The 16,534-nt window shown below is 69.9% G+C and carries 15 protein-coding genes; 9 read left to right on the forward strand and 6 right to left on the reverse strand.

The features are described from left to right. Window positions 1–9 precede the first annotated feature (9 nt). The gene (locus ACFQU4_RS15930) at window positions 10–900 is read left to right on the forward strand and encodes a proteasome assembly chaperone family protein (protein WP_377493531.1); all 891 of its coding nucleotides are present in this window, start codon (window positions 10–12) and stop codon (window positions 898–900) included. Between the two features lie 128 nt (window positions 901–1,028). Here ACFQU4_RS15930 and ACFQU4_RS15935 read toward each other — a convergent pair whose 3' ends face one another. Continuing rightward, on the reverse strand, window positions 1,029–1,448 hold the full coding sequence (locus ACFQU4_RS15935; RefSeq protein WP_377493533.1) for a winged helix-turn-helix transcriptional regulator: 420 nt from the start codon (window positions 1,446–1,448) through the stop codon (window positions 1,029–1,031). 84 nt (window positions 1,449–1,532) lie between these two features. Here ACFQU4_RS15935 and ACFQU4_RS15940 point away from each other — a divergent pair, with 84 nt between their 5' ends. Beyond that, window positions 1,533–3,011, forward strand: a complete 1,479-nt coding sequence (locus ACFQU4_RS15940) for an MFS transporter (protein ID WP_377493535.1) — start codon at window positions 1,533–1,535, stop codon at window positions 3,009–3,011. Here the strand turns inward: ACFQU4_RS15940 and ACFQU4_RS15945 are convergent. Then, window positions 2,939–3,667: an alpha/beta hydrolase gene (locus ACFQU4_RS15945; protein ID WP_377493537.1), complete on the reverse strand. Its 729-nt coding sequence runs from the start codon at window positions 3,665–3,667 to the stop codon at window positions 2,939–2,941. The two genes, ACFQU4_RS15940 and ACFQU4_RS15945, sit on opposite strands and share 73 nt — an antisense overlap. Before the next feature lie 166 nt (window positions 3,668–3,833). Between ACFQU4_RS15945 and ACFQU4_RS15950 the strand changes: the two genes are divergently transcribed. Beyond that, window positions 3,834–4,694 carry an acyl-CoA thioesterase gene (locus tag ACFQU4_RS15950; RefSeq protein ID WP_377493539.1) on the forward strand — a complete coding sequence of 287 codons (861 nt, stop codon included), beginning with the start codon at window positions 3,834–3,836 and terminating at the stop codon, window positions 4,692–4,694. A gap of 76 nt (window positions 4,695–4,770) precedes the next feature. On the opposite strand, the gene ACFQU4_RS15955 is transcribed toward ACFQU4_RS15950, so the two are convergent. From ACFQU4_RS15955 to ACFQU4_RS15965, 3 genes are all read right to left on the reverse strand, one after another. Next, complete coding sequence (locus ACFQU4_RS15955) at window positions 4,771–5,721, reverse strand: RNA polymerase sigma factor RpoD/SigA (RefSeq protein WP_377493541.1); 951 nt, start codon at window positions 5,719–5,721, stop codon at window positions 4,771–4,773. A gap of 161 nt (window positions 5,722–5,882) precedes the next feature. Beyond that, a complete protein-coding gene (locus ACFQU4_RS15960; RefSeq protein ID WP_377493543.1) occupies window positions 5,883–8,036 on the reverse strand; it encodes a S9 family peptidase in 2,154 nt (717 codons plus the stop codon). 34 nt (window positions 8,037–8,070) lie between these two features. Beyond that, a complete protein-coding gene (locus tag ACFQU4_RS15965; RefSeq protein ID WP_377493545.1) occupies window positions 8,071–8,859 on the reverse strand; it encodes a thioesterase family protein in 789 nt (262 codons plus the stop codon). Between the two features lie 67 nt (window positions 8,860–8,926). On the opposite strand from ACFQU4_RS15965, the gene ACFQU4_RS15970 reads away from it, so the two are divergent. The 3 genes from ACFQU4_RS15970 (at window position 8,927) to ACFQU4_RS15980 (ending at window position 12,512) form a co-directional block, all read left to right on the forward strand. After that, on the forward strand, window positions 8,927–10,408 hold the full coding sequence (locus ACFQU4_RS15970; protein WP_377493547.1) for a glutamate-cysteine ligase family protein: 1,482 nt from the start codon (window positions 8,927–8,929) through the stop codon (window positions 10,406–10,408). Then, window positions 10,405–10,812, forward strand: coding sequence for a universal stress protein (locus tag ACFQU4_RS15975; protein WP_377493549.1), 408 nt, complete (start codon window positions 10,405–10,407; stop codon window positions 10,810–10,812). The genes ACFQU4_RS15970 and ACFQU4_RS15975 overlap by 4 nt, the downstream gene beginning before the upstream one ends. 167 nt (window positions 10,813–10,979) lie before the next feature. Continuing rightward, window positions 10,980–12,512 carry an RNA polymerase sigma factor gene (locus ACFQU4_RS15980; RefSeq protein ID WP_377493551.1) on the forward strand — a complete coding sequence of 511 codons (1,533 nt, stop codon included), beginning with the start codon at window positions 10,980–10,982 and terminating at the stop codon, window positions 12,510–12,512. Window positions 12,513–12,601: 89 nt separating this feature from the next. Here ACFQU4_RS15980 and ACFQU4_RS15985 read toward each other — a convergent pair whose 3' ends face one another. Further along, window positions 12,602–12,799, reverse strand: a complete 198-nt coding sequence (locus ACFQU4_RS15985; protein ID WP_377493553.1) for a hypothetical protein — start codon at window positions 12,797–12,799, stop codon at window positions 12,602–12,604. 263 nt (window positions 12,800–13,062) lie between these two features. On the opposite strand from ACFQU4_RS15985, the gene ACFQU4_RS15990 reads away from it, so the two are divergent. The 3 genes from ACFQU4_RS15990 to ACFQU4_RS16000 are packed head-to-tail and all read left to right on the forward strand — an operon-like array spanning window position 13,063 to window position 16,533. Next, a complete protein-coding gene (locus ACFQU4_RS15990) occupies window positions 13,063–15,156 on the forward strand; it encodes a type IIA DNA topoisomerase subunit B (RefSeq protein WP_377493555.1) in 2,094 nt (697 codons plus the stop codon). A 58-nt stretch (window positions 15,157–15,214) separates the two neighbouring features. Further along, window positions 15,215–15,778, forward strand: coding sequence for a hypothetical protein (locus tag ACFQU4_RS15995; protein WP_377493557.1), 564 nt, complete (start codon window positions 15,215–15,217; stop codon window positions 15,776–15,778). Next, a complete protein-coding gene (locus ACFQU4_RS16000; protein ID WP_377493559.1) occupies window positions 15,775–16,533 on the forward strand; it encodes an isocitrate lyase/phosphoenolpyruvate mutase family protein in 759 nt (252 codons plus the stop codon). The genes ACFQU4_RS15995 and ACFQU4_RS16000 overlap by 4 nt, the downstream gene beginning before the upstream one ends. Window position 16,534 lies beyond the last annotated feature (1 nt).

Genomic DNA, 16,534 nt, shown 5'->3' on the forward strand with positions numbered 1-16,534 from the left:
TTGGGCCGCATGATGGATCCACGGGAGCTGTACACCTTGCGGGACGACGTGGTGGCCAAGCTCGCCGGGCACCATCCAGTGTTGATCATTCAACTGGACGGATTCGTCGACGCCGGTCAGGCCGGCCGGCTCTACGGCGCGCACCTGCTGGAACATCTTGATCACGAACTGCTGGCCGAATTCGATCATGATCAGCTGCACGACTACCGGAGCCGGCGGCCGGCGATGGTCTTCGACACGAACACCTGGAAGTCGTACGCGGACGTCCAGTTGCAGCTGCACCGGGTCGTCGACGAGCAGGGCGAGGTCTTCCTGCTGCTGTCCGGCCCGGAACCCGACGTGCAGTGGGAGCGGCTGGCCGCAGCGGTGCTCGGGCTGATCGATCAGCTCGGGGTGCGGCTGACGGTGTCGCTGCACGGGATCCCGATGGCGGTGCCGCACACCCGGCCGGTGACGCTGACCGCGCACGCCACCGACCCGGAGCTGGTCACCGGTTACCGGAGCTGGATCGACCGGGTCGAGGTGCCGGCCAGCTTCACCGGCCTGGTCGAGTTCCGGCTCGGCCAGCAGGATCGGAAGGCGATGGGCTTCGCGGTCCACGTACCGCACTATCTGGCCCAGTCCGCGTTCCCGGAGTCCGCCGTCGCCCTGGCCCGGGCAGTCACCCAGGTCACCGGCCTGGTCGCACCGATGGAGCCGCTGGAGAAGGCGTCAGCATCGACCATGTCCGACATCGCCGAGGAGGTCTCCGGCTCCACCGAGGTGCAGGAGCTGGTCGGCTCACTGGAGCAGCAGTACGACGCGATGACCGCCGAGGGCGTCGAGCAGGTCCCGAGCGCCGACGAGATCGCCGCCGAGTTCGAACGCTTCCTCGCCGAACGCGACAAGAACCCCGAATAACCCTCCGCCGACCCGGCACCAAAGCAGGCGTTTGGCCGGCGTGTCGCTGCGGAGGTGCCCGGTCGATGGGGCCGGGGGTCGGGTGTGGATCGGGCCTTACGGCGTGCGCCGGTTGAGGCCCGGTGGCTTCAGGTGGCCAGGACGGGCTCGGTCGCGCGTTCGTCGTAGCTGGTCCGGGCCGCGATGATCTCGGGCTGATGGGTCTCGGTCCAGTCGACCAGCGCCTGGATCGTCGCGTGCAGGGACCGGCCGAGCGGCGTGAGTTCGTAGTCGACCCGGGGCGGCACCACCGGGTGCACCGTGCGCTTGACCAGACCGTCCCGCTCCAGATGCCGCAGCGTGACCGCCAGCATCCGCTGGCTGACCCCGTCGATCTTGCGCCGCAGTTCGGTGAATCTCAGGCACTGCTGGTCCAGCAGGGCGATCACCAGCAGGGACCACTTGTCGGCGATCCGGTCCAGGATCTGGCGCACCTGGCAGTCCTCGCGGGTGTCCCACTGGAACGGGTCGCCGTCCTCGGTATCACAGGCGGAACCGGGTGACTTCAAAGTGCCTTCTTCCACAACTCCCCATAGTGACGGATGGTTGTGTCAGTTACAAGAAGTAACCGACCAGAAATCACAGGAGTGCCGGTGAGTCTTTCGAGTCCACGACGCGCGGAGGTACGGATGCCGCCCCGCGCCCGGGCCGTCGTCTTCGTCCTGTCCGGGGCGATCTTCCTGGAGGGTATCGATCTGTCCATGATGGGCGTCGCGCTGCCGTCCATCCGGGCCGACCTCGGGCTGTCCACGCCCGAGCTGCAGTGGGTGATGAGCGCGTTCGTGCTCGGCTACGCGGGCTTCGTGCTGCTCGGCGGGCGGGCCGCCGACCTGCTCGGCCGGCGCCGGATGTTCCTGCTCTGGCTGACCGTGTTCCTGGTCGCGTCCGGGCTCGGCGGAATGGCCGGCGAGGGCTGGATGTTGATCGCGGCCCGCTTCGTCACCGGTGTCGCCGCCGCCTTCATGACACCGGCCGGGCTGTCGATCATCACGACGATGTTCGAGGAGGGGGAGCGGCGCAACAAGGCGCTGCTCGTCTACGCCGGCATGGCTGCGGCCGGCTTCTCACTGGGCATGATGGTCGGCGGTGCGCTGGCCGCCATGCACTGGCGCTGGGTCTTCTTCGCTCCGGTGATCGCGGCCCTGCTGTTGTTGATCACCGCGGTACGGGTGCTGCCCGCCGGGCCGACCGAGGAACGCCGGCCGCGGCTCCGAGATCTCGACCTGGCCGGCGCGGTCACCCTGACCGGGGCGATGTTGATCTTGGTGCTGGCGCTGGTCCGGGTGCACGAGGTGCCGGTCGCCGAGTCCTTGATCACCTTCGGTGCGGCGGCCCTGCTCGGGATCGTCTTCGTGATCATCGAGCGTAGGGTCGCCGCCCCGCTGATCCGGTTCGGCATCCTGCGCTCGGCGTCGGTGGTCCGGGCCAACCTGGCCGCGGTGCTGGTGCTCGGCGGGTTCAACGCGTACCAGTTCATCCTGGTGCTCTACCTGCAGGAACTGCGTGACTGGACGCCGCTGCAGACCGGCCTCGCCCTGGTCGTGCTGGGCTTCGACGCCGTCCTGGCGCCGACCCTGACGCCGCGGCTGGTGGCCCGGTTCGGCAACGTCCGGGTGATCGCGACCGGCCTCGCCCTGGCTGCGCTCGGGTACGCCCTGTTCCTGCCGCTCGACCTGGACCGGAGCTACCTGACCATGCTCCCGGCGATGGTGATCATCGCCGTCTCGTTCGCCCTGGTGTACGGCCCGACGACGATCCTGGCCACCGACGGCGTCGCCGAGTCCGAGCAGGGCCTGGCCGGCGGCCTGGTCAACACCTCGTTCCAGTTCGGTGCCGCCCTCGGCATCGCCGCCGCGTCGGTGATCATCACCGCCGTCGCCGGCGGCACCCATGACCCGCAGCAGCAACTGGCCGGCTACCGGTCCGCCCTGCTGGTCCCGCCGGTCGCCGCCGCTCTCGGAGTCCTGATCGTCGGCTCCGCCCTGCTCCGCCGCCGCGCTCAGCCGCCGCTGACCGTACCGGCGACCCAGGAGAGCGCAGCCTCGACCGCCCCGCGCGAGCCCGCATCATGATCAAGAGAGTCGAACCCGTGCCGCCCGGCTGACACGTCGATCACCTCGACCCGGCGGCCGGCGGCATCGGCGGCGGCCAGGAATTCGGCGACGGTCGCCGCCACCGCCGGCTGCTCCCGGCCCACCCGAGTGATCAACACGGGCGGCCCGGTCGCCCGGGTGATCGCCCGGCCCGGCTGGAACCGGACCGGCAGCGGACGACCGGGCCGGGGCCCGAGCACCGGATAGGTCAGGGCGACCGCGCGGAGCCAGGCCGGTGGGTCGGCGAGCCAGTCGGCGGCGAGCGGCCCGCCGCCCGAGAAGAACCAGAGCGCGAGCCGCGTCGAGTCGACTCCGTCGAGGCCCCGGACCTGATCGACCGCCGCGGCCAGGTCGGCTGCGGCCGACGGGTAGGAGTCGCGATCGTGCAGCCGATGATCAAGAGTGATGCCGATCAGACCGCGGTGGGCGAGCCCGGCACCGTACCCCTGATAGACCGGCCAGTCCCGCGGGGCCGGTCGAAGATCGGCGGGCAGCGGCCCGCCGTGGACGAGCACGACCGCCGGCCGGGGCGTGGTGAACGGACCGGGCCGGTAGACGTCGATCCGCCCCAGCCGCTCGGGCGATACCGGTGCGACGTCGAGCACGAACGGTCGGAGGTGATCGGGTTCGGCCATGCGACACAGGCTTGCAGGTCACGCCCGGGATTCGGTCTGCACGCCGGGGCAGCCGACACCGCTCTTCCACCACATGGCCGACCGGGCAGGTCCGCAGCGACACGCCGCAGAATCGGCTGCTTTTGTGCCGGGTCGGCGGGGTGGGGGGATTGGTTAGGGTCAGGGTGTGCCGAAGTCGATCGATGAACTGGTGGACCTGCTGGAGCTCGAGGAGATCGAGGTCGGGCTGTTCCGGGCCCGGCAGCCGGACACCCGGATGCAGCGCGCGTTCGGGGGACAGGTGCTGGCGCAGGCGTTGTGTGCGGCGGTACGGACGGTGGGCGCGGACCGGTCGCTGCACTCGATGCACGGCTACTTCCTGATCCCGGGCCGGACCGACATCCCGATCGTCTACGACGTGGAGCAGGTCCGGGACGGTCGCTCCTTCTCGTCCCGGCGGGTGGTGGCCCGGCAGGGTGGGAAGACGATCTTCTACCTCTCGGCGTCGTACCAGATCGCCGAGGAAGGCTTCGAGCACCAGGATCCGCTGCCCGAGGACGTGCCGGCGCCGGACGACTGCCCGCGCTACGTCGACCTGCTGGCCGAGGCGACCGGGCGGGAACCGGCGGTCTGGCAGCGCGAGTACGGTGCGCTGGACGTGCGGTTCGCCGGCGACTCCCGGCCGGGCGGCACTCTGTCCGATCCGCGGCACCCGGCCCGGGCCCGGGTCTGGGTCCGCGCCGACGGCCGGCTGCCGGACGACCGGTGGATCCACCAGGCCGCGCTCGCGTACGCCAGCGACCTGACCCTGCTGGCCGCCGCGACCGTGCCGCACGGCGTCTTCATCGGCGACCCGCGGCTGCAGGCGGCGTCGCTCGATCATGCGATGTGGTTCCTGCGCGAGTTCCGCGCCGACACCTGGCTGCTCTACGACCAGGTCTCGCCGTCGGCGTCGAACGCCCGCGGGCTCTCCACCGGCCGCCTGTTCCAGGAGGGCACGCTGGTCGCCGACGTCGCGCAGGAAGGCCTGATCCGGCCCACCCGCTGAATAAAGCGAACGGCCCCCGAGTGGGCGTCGGGGGCCGTTCGTTTCTCTTTGTGGGTAGGGAAGAGAACCTTGGGGGTCAGGCGGCGAGGACTGACTTGCCGCGCAGTTTGGCGATGGCGTGCCGTTCGATCTGGCGAACCCGCTCGGCGGTGATGCCCCAGACGGCACCGATGTCGGCGAGCTTGGCCTGGCGGCCGTCCAACAGACCGTACCGGCGGCGCACCACGTCGGCGGAGCGGTCGTCGAGCTGATCCAGCAGAGCCTCCAGCCGGGCATGCTCCTCGGCGTCGAGATAGACCTCGTCCGGGCCGGGCATCGGCTCGCGGGCGATCAGGTCACCGAGGGCGGTGTCGCCACCCTCCTCGACCGGCGCGTCCAGGCTCACGTGCTCCCGGCCGTACCGCATCAGGTCGATCACCCGGTCCGAGTCGATCCCCATCTCGTCGGCGATCTCGGTGATCTCGGGATCGCGGCCGAGTCGCCGCTCCAGAGTGCGGCGCACCGCGCCGACCTGGTTGACCTGCTCGGCGACGTGCACCGGCAGCCGGACGATCCGGCCCTGCTGGGCGATGCCGCGGCTGATCGACTGCCGCACCCACCAGGTGCCGTAGGTGGAGAACTTGAAGCCCTTCGTGTAGTCGAACTTCTCGACCGCACGGATCAGGCCCGTGTTGCCTTCCTGGACCAGATCAAGCAACGGCATCTGGGACCGTCCGTACTTGCGCGCCACCGATACCACCAACCGGAGGTTGGCGGTGATGAAGCGCTGCAGGGCCCGGCGGCCCTCGTCGGCCAGGAACTCGAGTTCCTCGGTCGAGGCCGACACGGCTTTCTTGCCGCGTTCGTCGTCCAATGTGCCGGTGAGGATGCGTTCGGCGTAGAGGCCGACCTCGATGGCCTTCGCCAACTCCACCTCCTCCGCGGCGGTCAGCAGCGGAGTCTTGGCGATTCCGTCGAGATACAGTCCAACCGCGTCTTTGCCGTCGATACCTTCGGAGACGCGGGTTCGCGTTGCTTGAGCTACCACAGTTGGCCCCTTTCCGTGTCCGGGCCGGCGTTGTCTCTGCCGTACACAGGAGTCAACGCCACCGGACGCCGAAAGGATTCCTTCGTAGCCCTGAAGAATCCCTGAGACCTACCTCGGTGGAACCCCGATAGGCCGCAAGTCTTACTTTACTGAGATCTGCGTCACTTGGTCGAGGTCACCTGGTCGATGATCCAGGCGTATTCGAAGGCCTGTTCACGCCACGCCTTGTAGCGTCCGCTGACCCCGCCGTGGCCGGCGGTCATCTCGGTCTTGAGCAGAATCGGCCGGTCCTCGCCGTTCCGGGCGACCCGGCGCAGCGCGGCGACCCACTTGGCCGGCTCGACGTAGAAGACCCGGGTGTCGTTGAGGCTCGTGGTGGCCAGGATCGCCGGGTAGCCGACCTCGCGCAGATTCTCGTACGGGCTGTAGGCCTTCATGTACGCGTACACCTCGGGATCGTGCAGCGGGTCGCCCCACTCCTCCCACTCGGTGACGGTGAGCGGCAGCTCGGGGTCGAGGATCGTGGTCAGCGCGTCGACGAACGGCACCGCCGCGTGGATCGCCCGGAACGTCTCCGGGGCCAGGTTGGCCACCGCGCCCATCAGCAGTCCGCCGGCGCTGCCGCCGCGGGCCGCCAGCCGGTCGGCGCTGGTGTAGCCGCGCGCGATCAGGTGCTCGGCGCAGGCGACGAAGTCGCTGAAGGTGTTCTTCTTGGTCAGCTCCTTGCCGTTCTCGTACCAGGCCCGGCCGAGTTCGCCGCCGCCGCGGATGTGGGCGATGGCGTACACGAAGCCGCGCTCCAGCAGGGACAACTGGGAGATCCGGAAGGTCGGGTCGATCGAGATCTCGTACGAGCCGTAGCCGTAGATCAGGCCCGGCGCGCTGCCGTCCAGCTCGAGGCCGGCCTTGTGCACGATCGAGATCGGGATCTTGGTGCCGTCGGCGGCCGTCGCCCACTCGCGGACCTGGACGAAGTCCTCGGACCGGTACGGCCCGTGCTCGGGGTGGTCCAGCACCTCGGTCCGCTTGCGTACGGTCCGGGTGCCGGTCGGCACGTCGAGGTCGACCACCGAGTCGGGCGTGACCAGCGAGGTGAAGGCGTACCGGACGGTGCTGCTGTCGTAGTCCCGGCCGGCCACGTGGTCCACCGTGTAGAGCGGCTCGTCGAACGCGAGGTCGGTGCCGGCGCCCGGCGTGCCGTCGGCTCCGCGGGGGAGCAGCCGAAGTCCGGTCAGCCCGTCCCGGCGCAGCCCGAGCACGACATGGCCCGCGTAGGCCGTGACGTCGGTGAGCCGGACCCCGGCCTGGTGCGGCAGCACGGTCCGCCACTGGTCGGGCGAGGTCGCGTCCAGCGGGGCCTCGGCCAGCGCGAAGTCGGGGCCGCCCTCCCGGTCCGGGTCGTTGTGCAGGATCAGCAGCCGGTCGCCGGCGACCTCGACGTTGTACTCGATGCCCTGCCGGCGCGGTGCGATCGACCGCGGCTCCGCGGTCGGGTCGTCGGTGCCCAGGATCAGGTACTCGGTGGTGAGCTTGCTGCCGACGCCGATCAGGATCCAGCGCTCGTCGCGGCTGGGCTCCAGCCCGACCCAGTACTTCTCGTCCGGCTCGCTGAACACGTCCACGTCCTCGGCGACGTCGGTGCCGAGGTGGTGCCGGCGGACCAGGTGCGGCCGCCAAGCGGCGTCGGCCCGCGTGTAGAAGAGGTGCCCGGCGCCGGCCCAGGCGATCCCGTACACCGTGTCCGGGATCTCGTCGGGCAGCAGCTCACCGGTGTCCAGGTTCTTGATCTTGATCGTGTAGCGCTCGTCGCCGCTGAGATCGGTGGAGTACGCCAGCAGGGTGCCGTCCGGTGACACGCCGAGGGCGCCGACCGAGAAGAACTCGGCGTCGCCGGCCTCCGCGTTGCAGTCCAGCAGCACCTGCTCGCCGTCGATCGGGCGCTCCGGGTCGGGCGGCGTGGTCGGATCGGCCGCGACCACCCGGCAGTGGATCGGGTAGTCCTGGCCCTCGACGGTCCGGGTGTAGTACCAGTAGCCGCGCTCGCCGTGCCGGCGGTGGGTCGGCACGCTGAGGTCGGTCTCCTTGGTCCGCGACTTGATGTCGGTGAAGATCGCCTCGCGCAGCTCGGCCAGGTGCCCGGTGCGCGCCTCGGTGTAGGCGTTCTCCGCCTCGAGGTAGCCGATCACCTCGGAATTCTCCTTGTCCCGCAGCCATTCGTACGGATCGGCGAAGTCGTCGCCGTGGTGGCTCCGGACGATCGGACGGAAGGCGGCCGTCGGGGCGGTCGCGGAAGCGCGGTCGAGCTGGTCGGTCATAGCTGCCGACCTTAACCCCTGCCTCCGACGGGGCTCAGCCGATCTTGCGTACGGTCAGGATCTGTTCGGTCCGGCCGACCGGGCCGTCGAGGTCGTACACGATCGCGGAGGTGAGGCCGATCCCGGTCGGCCCGATCTCGGACCGGGCGTCGAAGCCGACCCAGGCGTCCGGGCCGGACAGCCGCGGGCTCCGGGTCAGGTGGATCGTCAGGTCCGTGTTCGGGAACATCCACTGCCGCGGCGGCAGCCGGGCGGCGATCCCGTTCGCGGTGTCCAGCAGGCCGACGAACCGGACCAGGTCGGACGCCTCGACCCCGTCGAGCAGCGCGGTCCGGGAGTGCAGCCAGGCCCGGGCACGGCCCGGCTCCGAGCCGGGCACGATCCGGAACTCCAGGCTGTCGATGTAGCCGCCGCCCCAGGTGTCGGTGATCGGCCAGGCCGGCAGCCCGTCCGGTGCCGGCAGCGGATCGGGCCCGCCGCCGGCCACCGCCGAGGTGTCGGTGCCGGCCAACCGCCAGCCGGTCGCCCGGACCGCCGGCCGCTCGTCGATGATCATCGTCGCCTCGACCAGTTCGATGGTGCGGCCCGGTCGGATCACCGAGACCTCGACCCGGAACGGTTCGGCGCTGATCACCCCGAGGATCTCGTACGTCAGCCGGCACAGCTGCAGGTCCGGCCGCGGCTGGTGCGTCTCGATCACGTGCGCCAGCAGGCCGGCCACCGGCGCCATGTGCTGTTCGGTGTCCCGCCAGGCGCCCTGCACGTGCACGGTGGGCCGGTATCGGTGATCACCGAGGTCGACGTAGTAGGAGTTCGGATCCACGGGCCGACAGTAGTGGGACCGCCCGATCGTGCTGACATTGCGGCGCCGATGGGTGACGATTGATCGCATGGGCGACGAGGTCGAACGGCGGGAGTTCACCCGGGCGGACCGGACTCGCTACCGCGCCAAGGTGCGGACCGGACTGGACGTGCTCGCCCTGATGCTGACCGAGTCCCGGTTCGAGGCGGACCAGCCGATGGCCGGCCTGGAGATCGAGCTCAACCTGGTCGACCAGGACCAGGAACCGGCGATGCGGAACGCCGAGGCGCTGGCGGCGATCGCCGACCCGCAGTTCCAGACCGAGCTGGGCCGGTTCAACATCGAGATCAACGTGCCGCCGCGGCAGCTGGCCGGGCGCGGGCTGTCGTCCTTCGAGGACTCGGTCCGGGCTGCCCTCAACCACGCCCAGAAGAGGGCGTCCGAGGCCGGCGTCGGGCTGGCCATGGTCGGCATCCTGCCCACCCTCGCCCCGGAACACGCGACCCGGGACAACCTGAGCGAGAACCCGCGCTACTCGCTACTGGAGGAGGAGATTTTCGCCGCCCGCGGCGAGGACATGGAGATCGACATCGACGGCACCGAACGGCTCCGGATGGTGTCCGACACGATCATGCCGGAGGCGGCCTGCACCTCGACCCAGGTGCACCTGCAGGTCAGCCCGGACGACTTCGCCGGCTACTGGAACGCGGCCCAGGCCATCGCTGGCGTGCAGATCGCGGTGGGGGCCAACTCGCCGTACCTCTTCGGGCACCGACTGATGGCGGAGTCCCGGATCCCGCTGTTCGAGCAGAGCACCGACACCCGCAGCGACGAGCTGAAGGCCCAGGGGGTACGGCCTCGAGTGTGGTTCGGCGAGCGCTGGATCACCTCGATCTTCGACCTGTTCGAGGAGAACACCCGCTACTTCCCGGCGCTGCTGCCGATCTGCACCGACGAGGACCCGGTGGCCGTGCTGGACGGCGGGGGAGTGCCGAAGCTGGAGGAGCTGCGGCTGCACAACGGCACCGTGTACCGCTGGAACCGCCCGGTGTACGACATCGCCGGCGGGGTGCCGCACCTGCGGGTGGAGAACCGCGTGCTGCCGGCCGGCCCGACCGTGGTCGACACGATGGCGAACGCCGCCTTCTTCGCCGGGCTGGTCCGGGCGCTGGCCGACGCCGACCGGCCGCTCTGGTCGGCGATGTCGTTCCAGGCGGCCCGGGAGAACTTCGTCGCCGGCTACCGGCACGGGATCGACGCGGAGGTCTACTGGCCCGGCGTCGGGCGGGTCAGCGTGGTCGAACTGGTGCTGCGGAAACTGCTGCCGCTGGCCGAGCAGGGGCTGCGGCTGTGGCGGGTGAACGGCGAGGAGACCGACCGCCTGCTCCAGGTGATCGAGCGGCGCTGCGTCCGTGCGGCCAACGGCGCGACGTGGCAGACTGCGGAGGTGTCCGGGCTGGAGGCGGCCGGTCGTGACCGGGGAGCGGCCCTGCGCGCCATGCTCGCCCGCTACCTGGAACTGATGCACAGCAACGAACCGGTCCACACCTGGGAGGCCCCGAGCGGATGAGCGACACCGATGCGCAGGCAACAACGACGCCGACGATCGTGGTCGGCTATTCGGCCAAGCCTGAGGGGAGCGCGGCGCTGCGGACCGCCATCGTCGAGGCCGGGCGGCGCGACGCCCGGCTGATCGTCGTGCACACGTCGAGCGCCGACGAAGTCGTCGCGCTCACGGAGGAGCTCGACCAGTCCGGGGTGCCGTACGAGGTGCGCAAGGCTCCGGACGAGCTGGATCCGGCCGACGAGGTGATCAACGCTGCGGAGGAGTCGCACGCGGTGTTCATCGTGATCGGGCTGCGCCGTCGTTCGCCGGTCGGCAAGCTGCTGCTCGGCAGCAACGCGCAGCGGGTCCTGCTGGACGCCTCCTGCCCGGTGCTCGCGGTCAAGGCCGAGCCCGTGGCCGGGAGTTGATCGCAGGAAGTTGATCTTGGTGCGGCGGGGTTGCCGTCGGAGCCCGTACCGCCGTGCCGATTCAGCCATTTTGGGTGGGCGTGTAAGAATACGTTCAGGAACGGCTCTTGACTTCCGACGGGCCGCGCCTGCCCTAGATCCGATCCGGTACGCCCGAGAGGTCCTTAGTGTCATCCTCTTCAACTCCCAACGCTGCGCGCGAGGGAATCACGTCCGAATCCACCGTCGAAGCCATCGAGCCTTCGGTTCCGCACCAGTCGAACGGCAGCGTTGCCGCTGCCGGCGCGACGCGGGCCAGCCAGGTGTCCGCCGCGGTGGCCAAGGACGAGGCGCCGGCCGCCAAGCGGCCCGGCCGTCCACCGGCCAAGAAGGCGGCAGCCAAGAAGGCGAAGCTGAAGGCCGTCACCGACGAGCCGGACGAGGCGGAGGGCGCGAGTCCGGGAGCCAGGAAGACGGCCAAGAAGGCCGCCACGAAGGGCGCCGCGGCGAAGAAGGCCACCGCCAAGAAGTCGTCCAAGTCCGACGACGACGATGACGACGCCGAGCTCACCGACGAGGAGATCGAGGCCGATCTGCTGGTCGAGGTCGACGGCGACGATGTCGTGCTCACCGTGGGCAAGAAGCTCACCACCGACGACAAGCGGCGCGCCCTGGACCAGGTCGACGAGTCGACCTTCGAGCCGGGCAAGGAGGCCACCCTTGAGAAGGAACTGACCGAGGACCAGGGCTTCAGCCTGTCGGACGCCGACGACGCCGACGAGCCGGAGCAGCAGGTCGTCACGGCCGGCGCCACCGCCGACCCGGTCAAGGACTACCTGAAGCAGATCGGCAAGGTCGCGCTGCTGAACGCCGAGCAGGAGGTCGAGCTCGCGAAGCGGATCGAGGCCGGCCTGTTCGCGGACGAGAAGATCAACGACACGGCCGCCAAGGTCAAGCCGGCCCAGCGGGACGACATGGAGTGGATCGCCGAGGACGGGCGCCGCGCCAAGAACCACCTGCTCGAGGCCAACCTGCGGCTGGTCGTCTCGCTGGCCAAGCGCTACACCGGCCGCGGGATGCTGTTCCTGGACCTGATCCAGGAGGGCAACCTGGGCCTGATCCGTGCGGTCGAGAAGTTCGACTACACCAAGGGCTACAAGTTCTCCACCTACGCCACCTGGTGGATCCGGCAGGCGATCACCAGGGCCATGGCCGACCAGGCCCGGACCATCCGGATCCCGGTCCACATGGTCGAGGTGATCAACAAGCTCGCCCGCGTCCAGCGGCAGATGCTGCAGGACCTGGGCCGCGAGCCCACCCCGGAGGAGCTGGCCGCCGAGCTGGACATGACGCCCGAGAAGGTCGTCGAGGTCCAGAAGTACGGTCGCGAGCCGATCTCCCTGCACACCCCGCTGGGTGAGGACGGCGACTCCGAGTTCGGCGACCTGATCGAGGACTCCGAGGCGGTCGTCCCGGCCGACGCGGTCAGCTTCACCCTGCTGCAGGAGCAGCTGCACGACGTGCTGGACACGCTCAGCGAGCGCGAGGCCGGCGTGGTGTCGATGCGGTTCGGCCTGACCGATGGCCAGCCGAAGACGCTGGACGAGATCGGCAAGGTCTACGGCGTGACCCGGGAACGGATCCGCCAGATCGAGTCGAAGACGATGAGCAAGCTGCGCCACCCGTCGCGGTCCCAGGTGCTGCGCGACTACCTCGACTGATCCCGGTACGCGGAACGGCCCCCGATCGAAGATCGGGGGCCGTTCTGCTTGGTCGTTGACTCGGGTCGTCGATGAGGTCTCTCGTGCGGTTAGGTCAGGCGCTCGGACTCGTCATGGATCTCCAGTGCGACCTGTTTCAGCTTGTCGGCGTGCTGCTTTCCGTGGTGGGCGCAGAACAGGAGTTCGGAGCCGGTCGCCAAGGTCACACGTACATAGGCCTGGGCACCACAGCGGTCGCAGCGATCTGCCGCGTTGAGTGCTGGGTCTTCGATCACGGATGTGCTCACGATAGGCCTCTCTTTCTCAACAGTCCGGTCCTCCCCCGGGTGTGAGTCATCCCGAGTCGGCGACCAGTACAGGGCGTCGATATCTAGTGAACATCCTTCCGGGGGTGGAATGTTCCCCATTTCGGCTCATGATCGTGAAAGTCCAGTAACGATCACCTCAGGATCCGCCCAGCGAACGTCAGGAAAGGCTCTCCGGAGGCCTGATCGGGGGACACCGCGAGCGCCTCCCGGGAACCGCCGGTCGGCGCCGGTAAGCTCACAGAGTGCCAAGTCCCGCAAAGTCCACAATCGGCAAGCCTGCAACGGAAAGCCGTGATTACGAGGCCCGGCATCTGCTCGTCCTGGAGGGACTGGAGGCGGTCCGGAAACGGCCCGCGATGTACATCGGTTCGACCGACACCCGCGGGCTCATGCACTGCGTCTGGGAGATCATCGACAACGCCGTCGACGAGGCCCTGGCCGGATCCGGAAACGAGATCTTGATCACGTTGGGTGCCGACGGCAGTGTGTCCGTCCAGGACCACGGCGCCGGCATCCCGGTCGACACCGAGCCGCGGACCGGCCTGACCGGTGTCGAGGTGGTCTTCACCAAGCTGCACGCCGGCGGCAAGTTCGGGGCCGGGTCGTACAACGCGACCGGCGGCCTGCACGGCGTCGGCGCCTCGGTCGTGAACGCCCTGTCCAGCCGGCTCGACGTCGAGGTGGACCGGAAGTCGACGGTCTGGGGGATGTCGTTCCGGCGCGGGGTGCCGGGCAGCTTCGACGGGCCCGGCCCGGACGCGAAGTTCACCCCGGGCGGCGGCCTGAAGAAGCTCGGCAAGGCCAAGCGTGGCGCCACCGGCACCCGGATCACGTACTGGCCGGACCGGTCGATCTTCCTCAAGGACGCCGAGCTGTCGCTCGAGGAACTGCATGCGCGGGCCCGGCAGACCAGCTTCCTGGTGCCCGGGCTGGCCCTGCTCGTCACCGACGACCGCGGGCCGGAGAGCTCGGTGGAGAAGTTCCAGCACGACGGCGGGATCACCGAGTTCTGCGAGTTCCTGGCACCCGACCGCGGGATCACCGACGTGGTGCGGCTGCAGGGGCAGAGCCGGTTCACCGAGACCGTGCCGATGCTCGACGACAGCGGCGCGATGACGCCGACCGACGTGGAGCGGGACCTCGACGTCGACATCGCGATCCGGTGGGGCGAGGGCTACCAGACGATGGTGCAGTCGTACGTCAACATCATCCGTACCCCCAAGGGCGGCACCCACGTCACCGGCTTCGAGCGGGCGCTGACCAAGACGTTCACCGAGGTGATGCGCGGCACCCGGCTGCTGAAGAACGGCGACGAGGTGATCAAGGACGATGTGATGGAGGGGATGACCTCGGTCGTCACGGTCCGGCTGGCCGAGCCGCAGTTCGAGGGCCAGACCAAGGAGGTGCTGGGCACGCCGCCGGTCGCCGCTCTGGTCCAGAAGACCGTGGCCGCCGAGCTGAAGAGCTTCCTCACCTCGACCAAGCGGGAGACGAAGGCCCAGTCCCGCGCGGTGATGGAGAAGGTCGTCTCGGCGTCCCGGTCCCGGGTCGCCGCCCGGCAGCACCGGGAGGCACAGCGGCGGAAGAACGCGCTCGAGTCGTCCACGCTGCCGCCGAAGCTGAAGGACTGCCGCAGTAACGACGTCGACTCGACCGAGCTGTTCATCGTCGAGGGTGATTCCGCGCTGGGCACGGCACAGCGGGCCCGCAACGGCGACACCCAGGCGCTGCTGCCGATCCGGGGCAAGATCCTGAACGTGCAGAAGGCCTCGGTCGGCGACATGCTGAAGAACGCCGAGTGTGCCTCGATCATCCAGGTGGTCGGTGCCGGCTCCGGCCGCAACTTCGACCCGGACGCGGCGCGCTACGGGAAGATCATCTTCATGGCCGACGCGGATGCCGACGGGGCCCACATCCGCTGCCTGCTGGCCACGCTGTTCTTCCGCTACATGCGTCCGCTGATCGATGCCGGCCGGATCTACACGGCGGTGCCGCCGCTGCACCGGTTCGAGCTGTCCAACCCGAAGAAGGGCCAGCCGAAGTACATCTACACGTACTCCGACGCCGAGTATCAGCGGAAGGCCGCCGAGCTGACCAAGAAGGGCATCCGGTTCGGCGAGCCGCAGCGCTACAAGGGCCTGGGGGAGATGGACGCCAACCAGCTCTCCGAGACCACGATGAACCCGCGGCACCGGACGCTGCGCCGGATCACCGTCGACGACGCGATCCTGGCCGAGACGACGTTCGAGATGTTGATGGGCAACGACGTGGCGCCGCGCAAGGAGTTCATCATCGACGGCGCGTACGCCCTGGACGCCGCGACCATCGACGCCTGACAGTTCGACGCCTGACAGTTCGGCGGCGGCCGAAGCTTTCCCGTTGCACACTGAGCGGGTGATCATCGCAGCGAGCCGGGTCCTCGAGGACGACGCGTACCGGGTGCCGAGCGGACCGTCCGGGAGTTCCGGGCTGGCCTGGTTGCGGCACCATGTGCCGCGGTTCACGGACGGGCCGGACCAGGTCCGGCTGCGCGGCCGGGTCGAGGCGGTGCTGGCGGAGCTCGCCGAGGCGCCGTTCGACACCGACCCGACGACGACGCTGCTGCGGGCGCTCGGGCTGCCGGCCGGGCTGCGAGCCGACGTGGCCGCGGCGGCGGGTGCCTATCAGCCCCACCTGCAGCAGTCGGCGGAGGCGGATGCCGCGGCCGACCGGCTGGTCGAAGCCTGTGGCGGCCGGACCGAGGATGCGGCGGCCCGGGTCTGCGTCCTGGTCCAGGCCCACGCCGGTGTGGCGGCGCTGACGGCCGCGACGGACGGGCCGCCGATCCCGTACACGCGCAGGATCGGGCCGGCCGGCGAAGTCGCCGTCGACCTGGCCGACGCGCCGTTCGGTGCCGGTCCCCATCGCTGTCCGGGTGAGGACCTCGGCCGGCGACTGGCCGCGGAGGCGGTCCGGTGACCGGGTTCGGCGACCTGCATCGCCCGGGCGATCCGCTGGTGCTGCCGAACGTCTGGGACGTCGGCACGGCCAAGCTGCTGGTACGGGACGGGTTCCCGGCCATCGCGACGACGAGCCTCGGCATCGCGGCCGGGCACGGCCTGCCGGACGGGGCCCAGCTGACCCGGCGGTACTCGGTCGACCTGGTCCGGGAGCTGCGGGCCGCGGCCCTGCCGGCGTTCCTGACCTGCGATCTGGAGGCCGGGTTCAGCGATGATCCGGCCGAGGTCGCGAGCCTGGTGGCCGACCTCGGGGTCGACGGGGTGAATCTCGAGGACTCCGCCGAGGAGGCGCTCGTCGATCCGCAGCTCCATGCGGAACGGATCGCCGCCGTGAAACGGGCCGCGCCGGAGGTGTTCGTCAACGCCCGGACCGACGTGTTCTGGCTCGGCGCCGGTGACCTGGACGAGGCCGTCGCACGGGCCCGGGTGTACGTCGATGCCGGTGCGGACGGGATCTTCCTGCCGGGCGTCGACGACCTGTCCGTGGTGGAGGCGTTCGTCCGGGCGGTCGCGGCGCCGGTGAACGTGCTGGCCTCGGCCCGGGTCACGGTGCGCGAGTTCGCCGCGGTCGGGGTGGCCCGGATCAGCACCGGGTCGCTGCTCTACCGGGTGGCGCAGACCGCGATCAGGGAGGCGGCGGACGCGGTCCGGCGGTCGGCGGCGGTGCCGCCGGCGATGACGTACCGGCAGGTCCAGGAACTCAACGGAGCCTGAA

The organism is Microlunatus sp. GCM10028923 (assembly GCF_042666975.1).
GTDB lineage: Bacteria > Actinomycetota > Actinomycetes > Propionibacteriales > Propionibacteriaceae > Microlunatus.

Bases quoted from the DNA above. Each gene is read 5' to 3' on its own strand.
- ACFQU4_RS15975 (WP_377493549.1), top strand. From the start codon at position 10,405: ATGAGCGACACCGATGCGCAGGCAACAACGACGCCGACGATCGTGGTC.
- ACFQU4_RS15970 (WP_377493547.1), top strand. From the start codon at position 8,927: ATGGGCGACGAGGTCGAACGGCGGGAGTTCACCCGGGCGGACCGGACT.
- ACFQU4_RS15930 (WP_377493531.1), top strand. From the start codon at position 10: ATGATGGATCCACGGGAGCTGTACACCTTGCGGGACGACGTGGTGGCC.
- ACFQU4_RS15960 (WP_377493543.1), bottom strand. From the start codon at position 8,036: ATGACCGACCAGCTCGACCGCGCTTCCGCGACCGCCCCGACGGCCGCC.
- ACFQU4_RS15945 (WP_377493537.1), bottom strand. From the start codon at position 3,667: ATGGCCGAACCCGATCACCTCCGACCGTTCGTGCTCGACGTCGCACCG.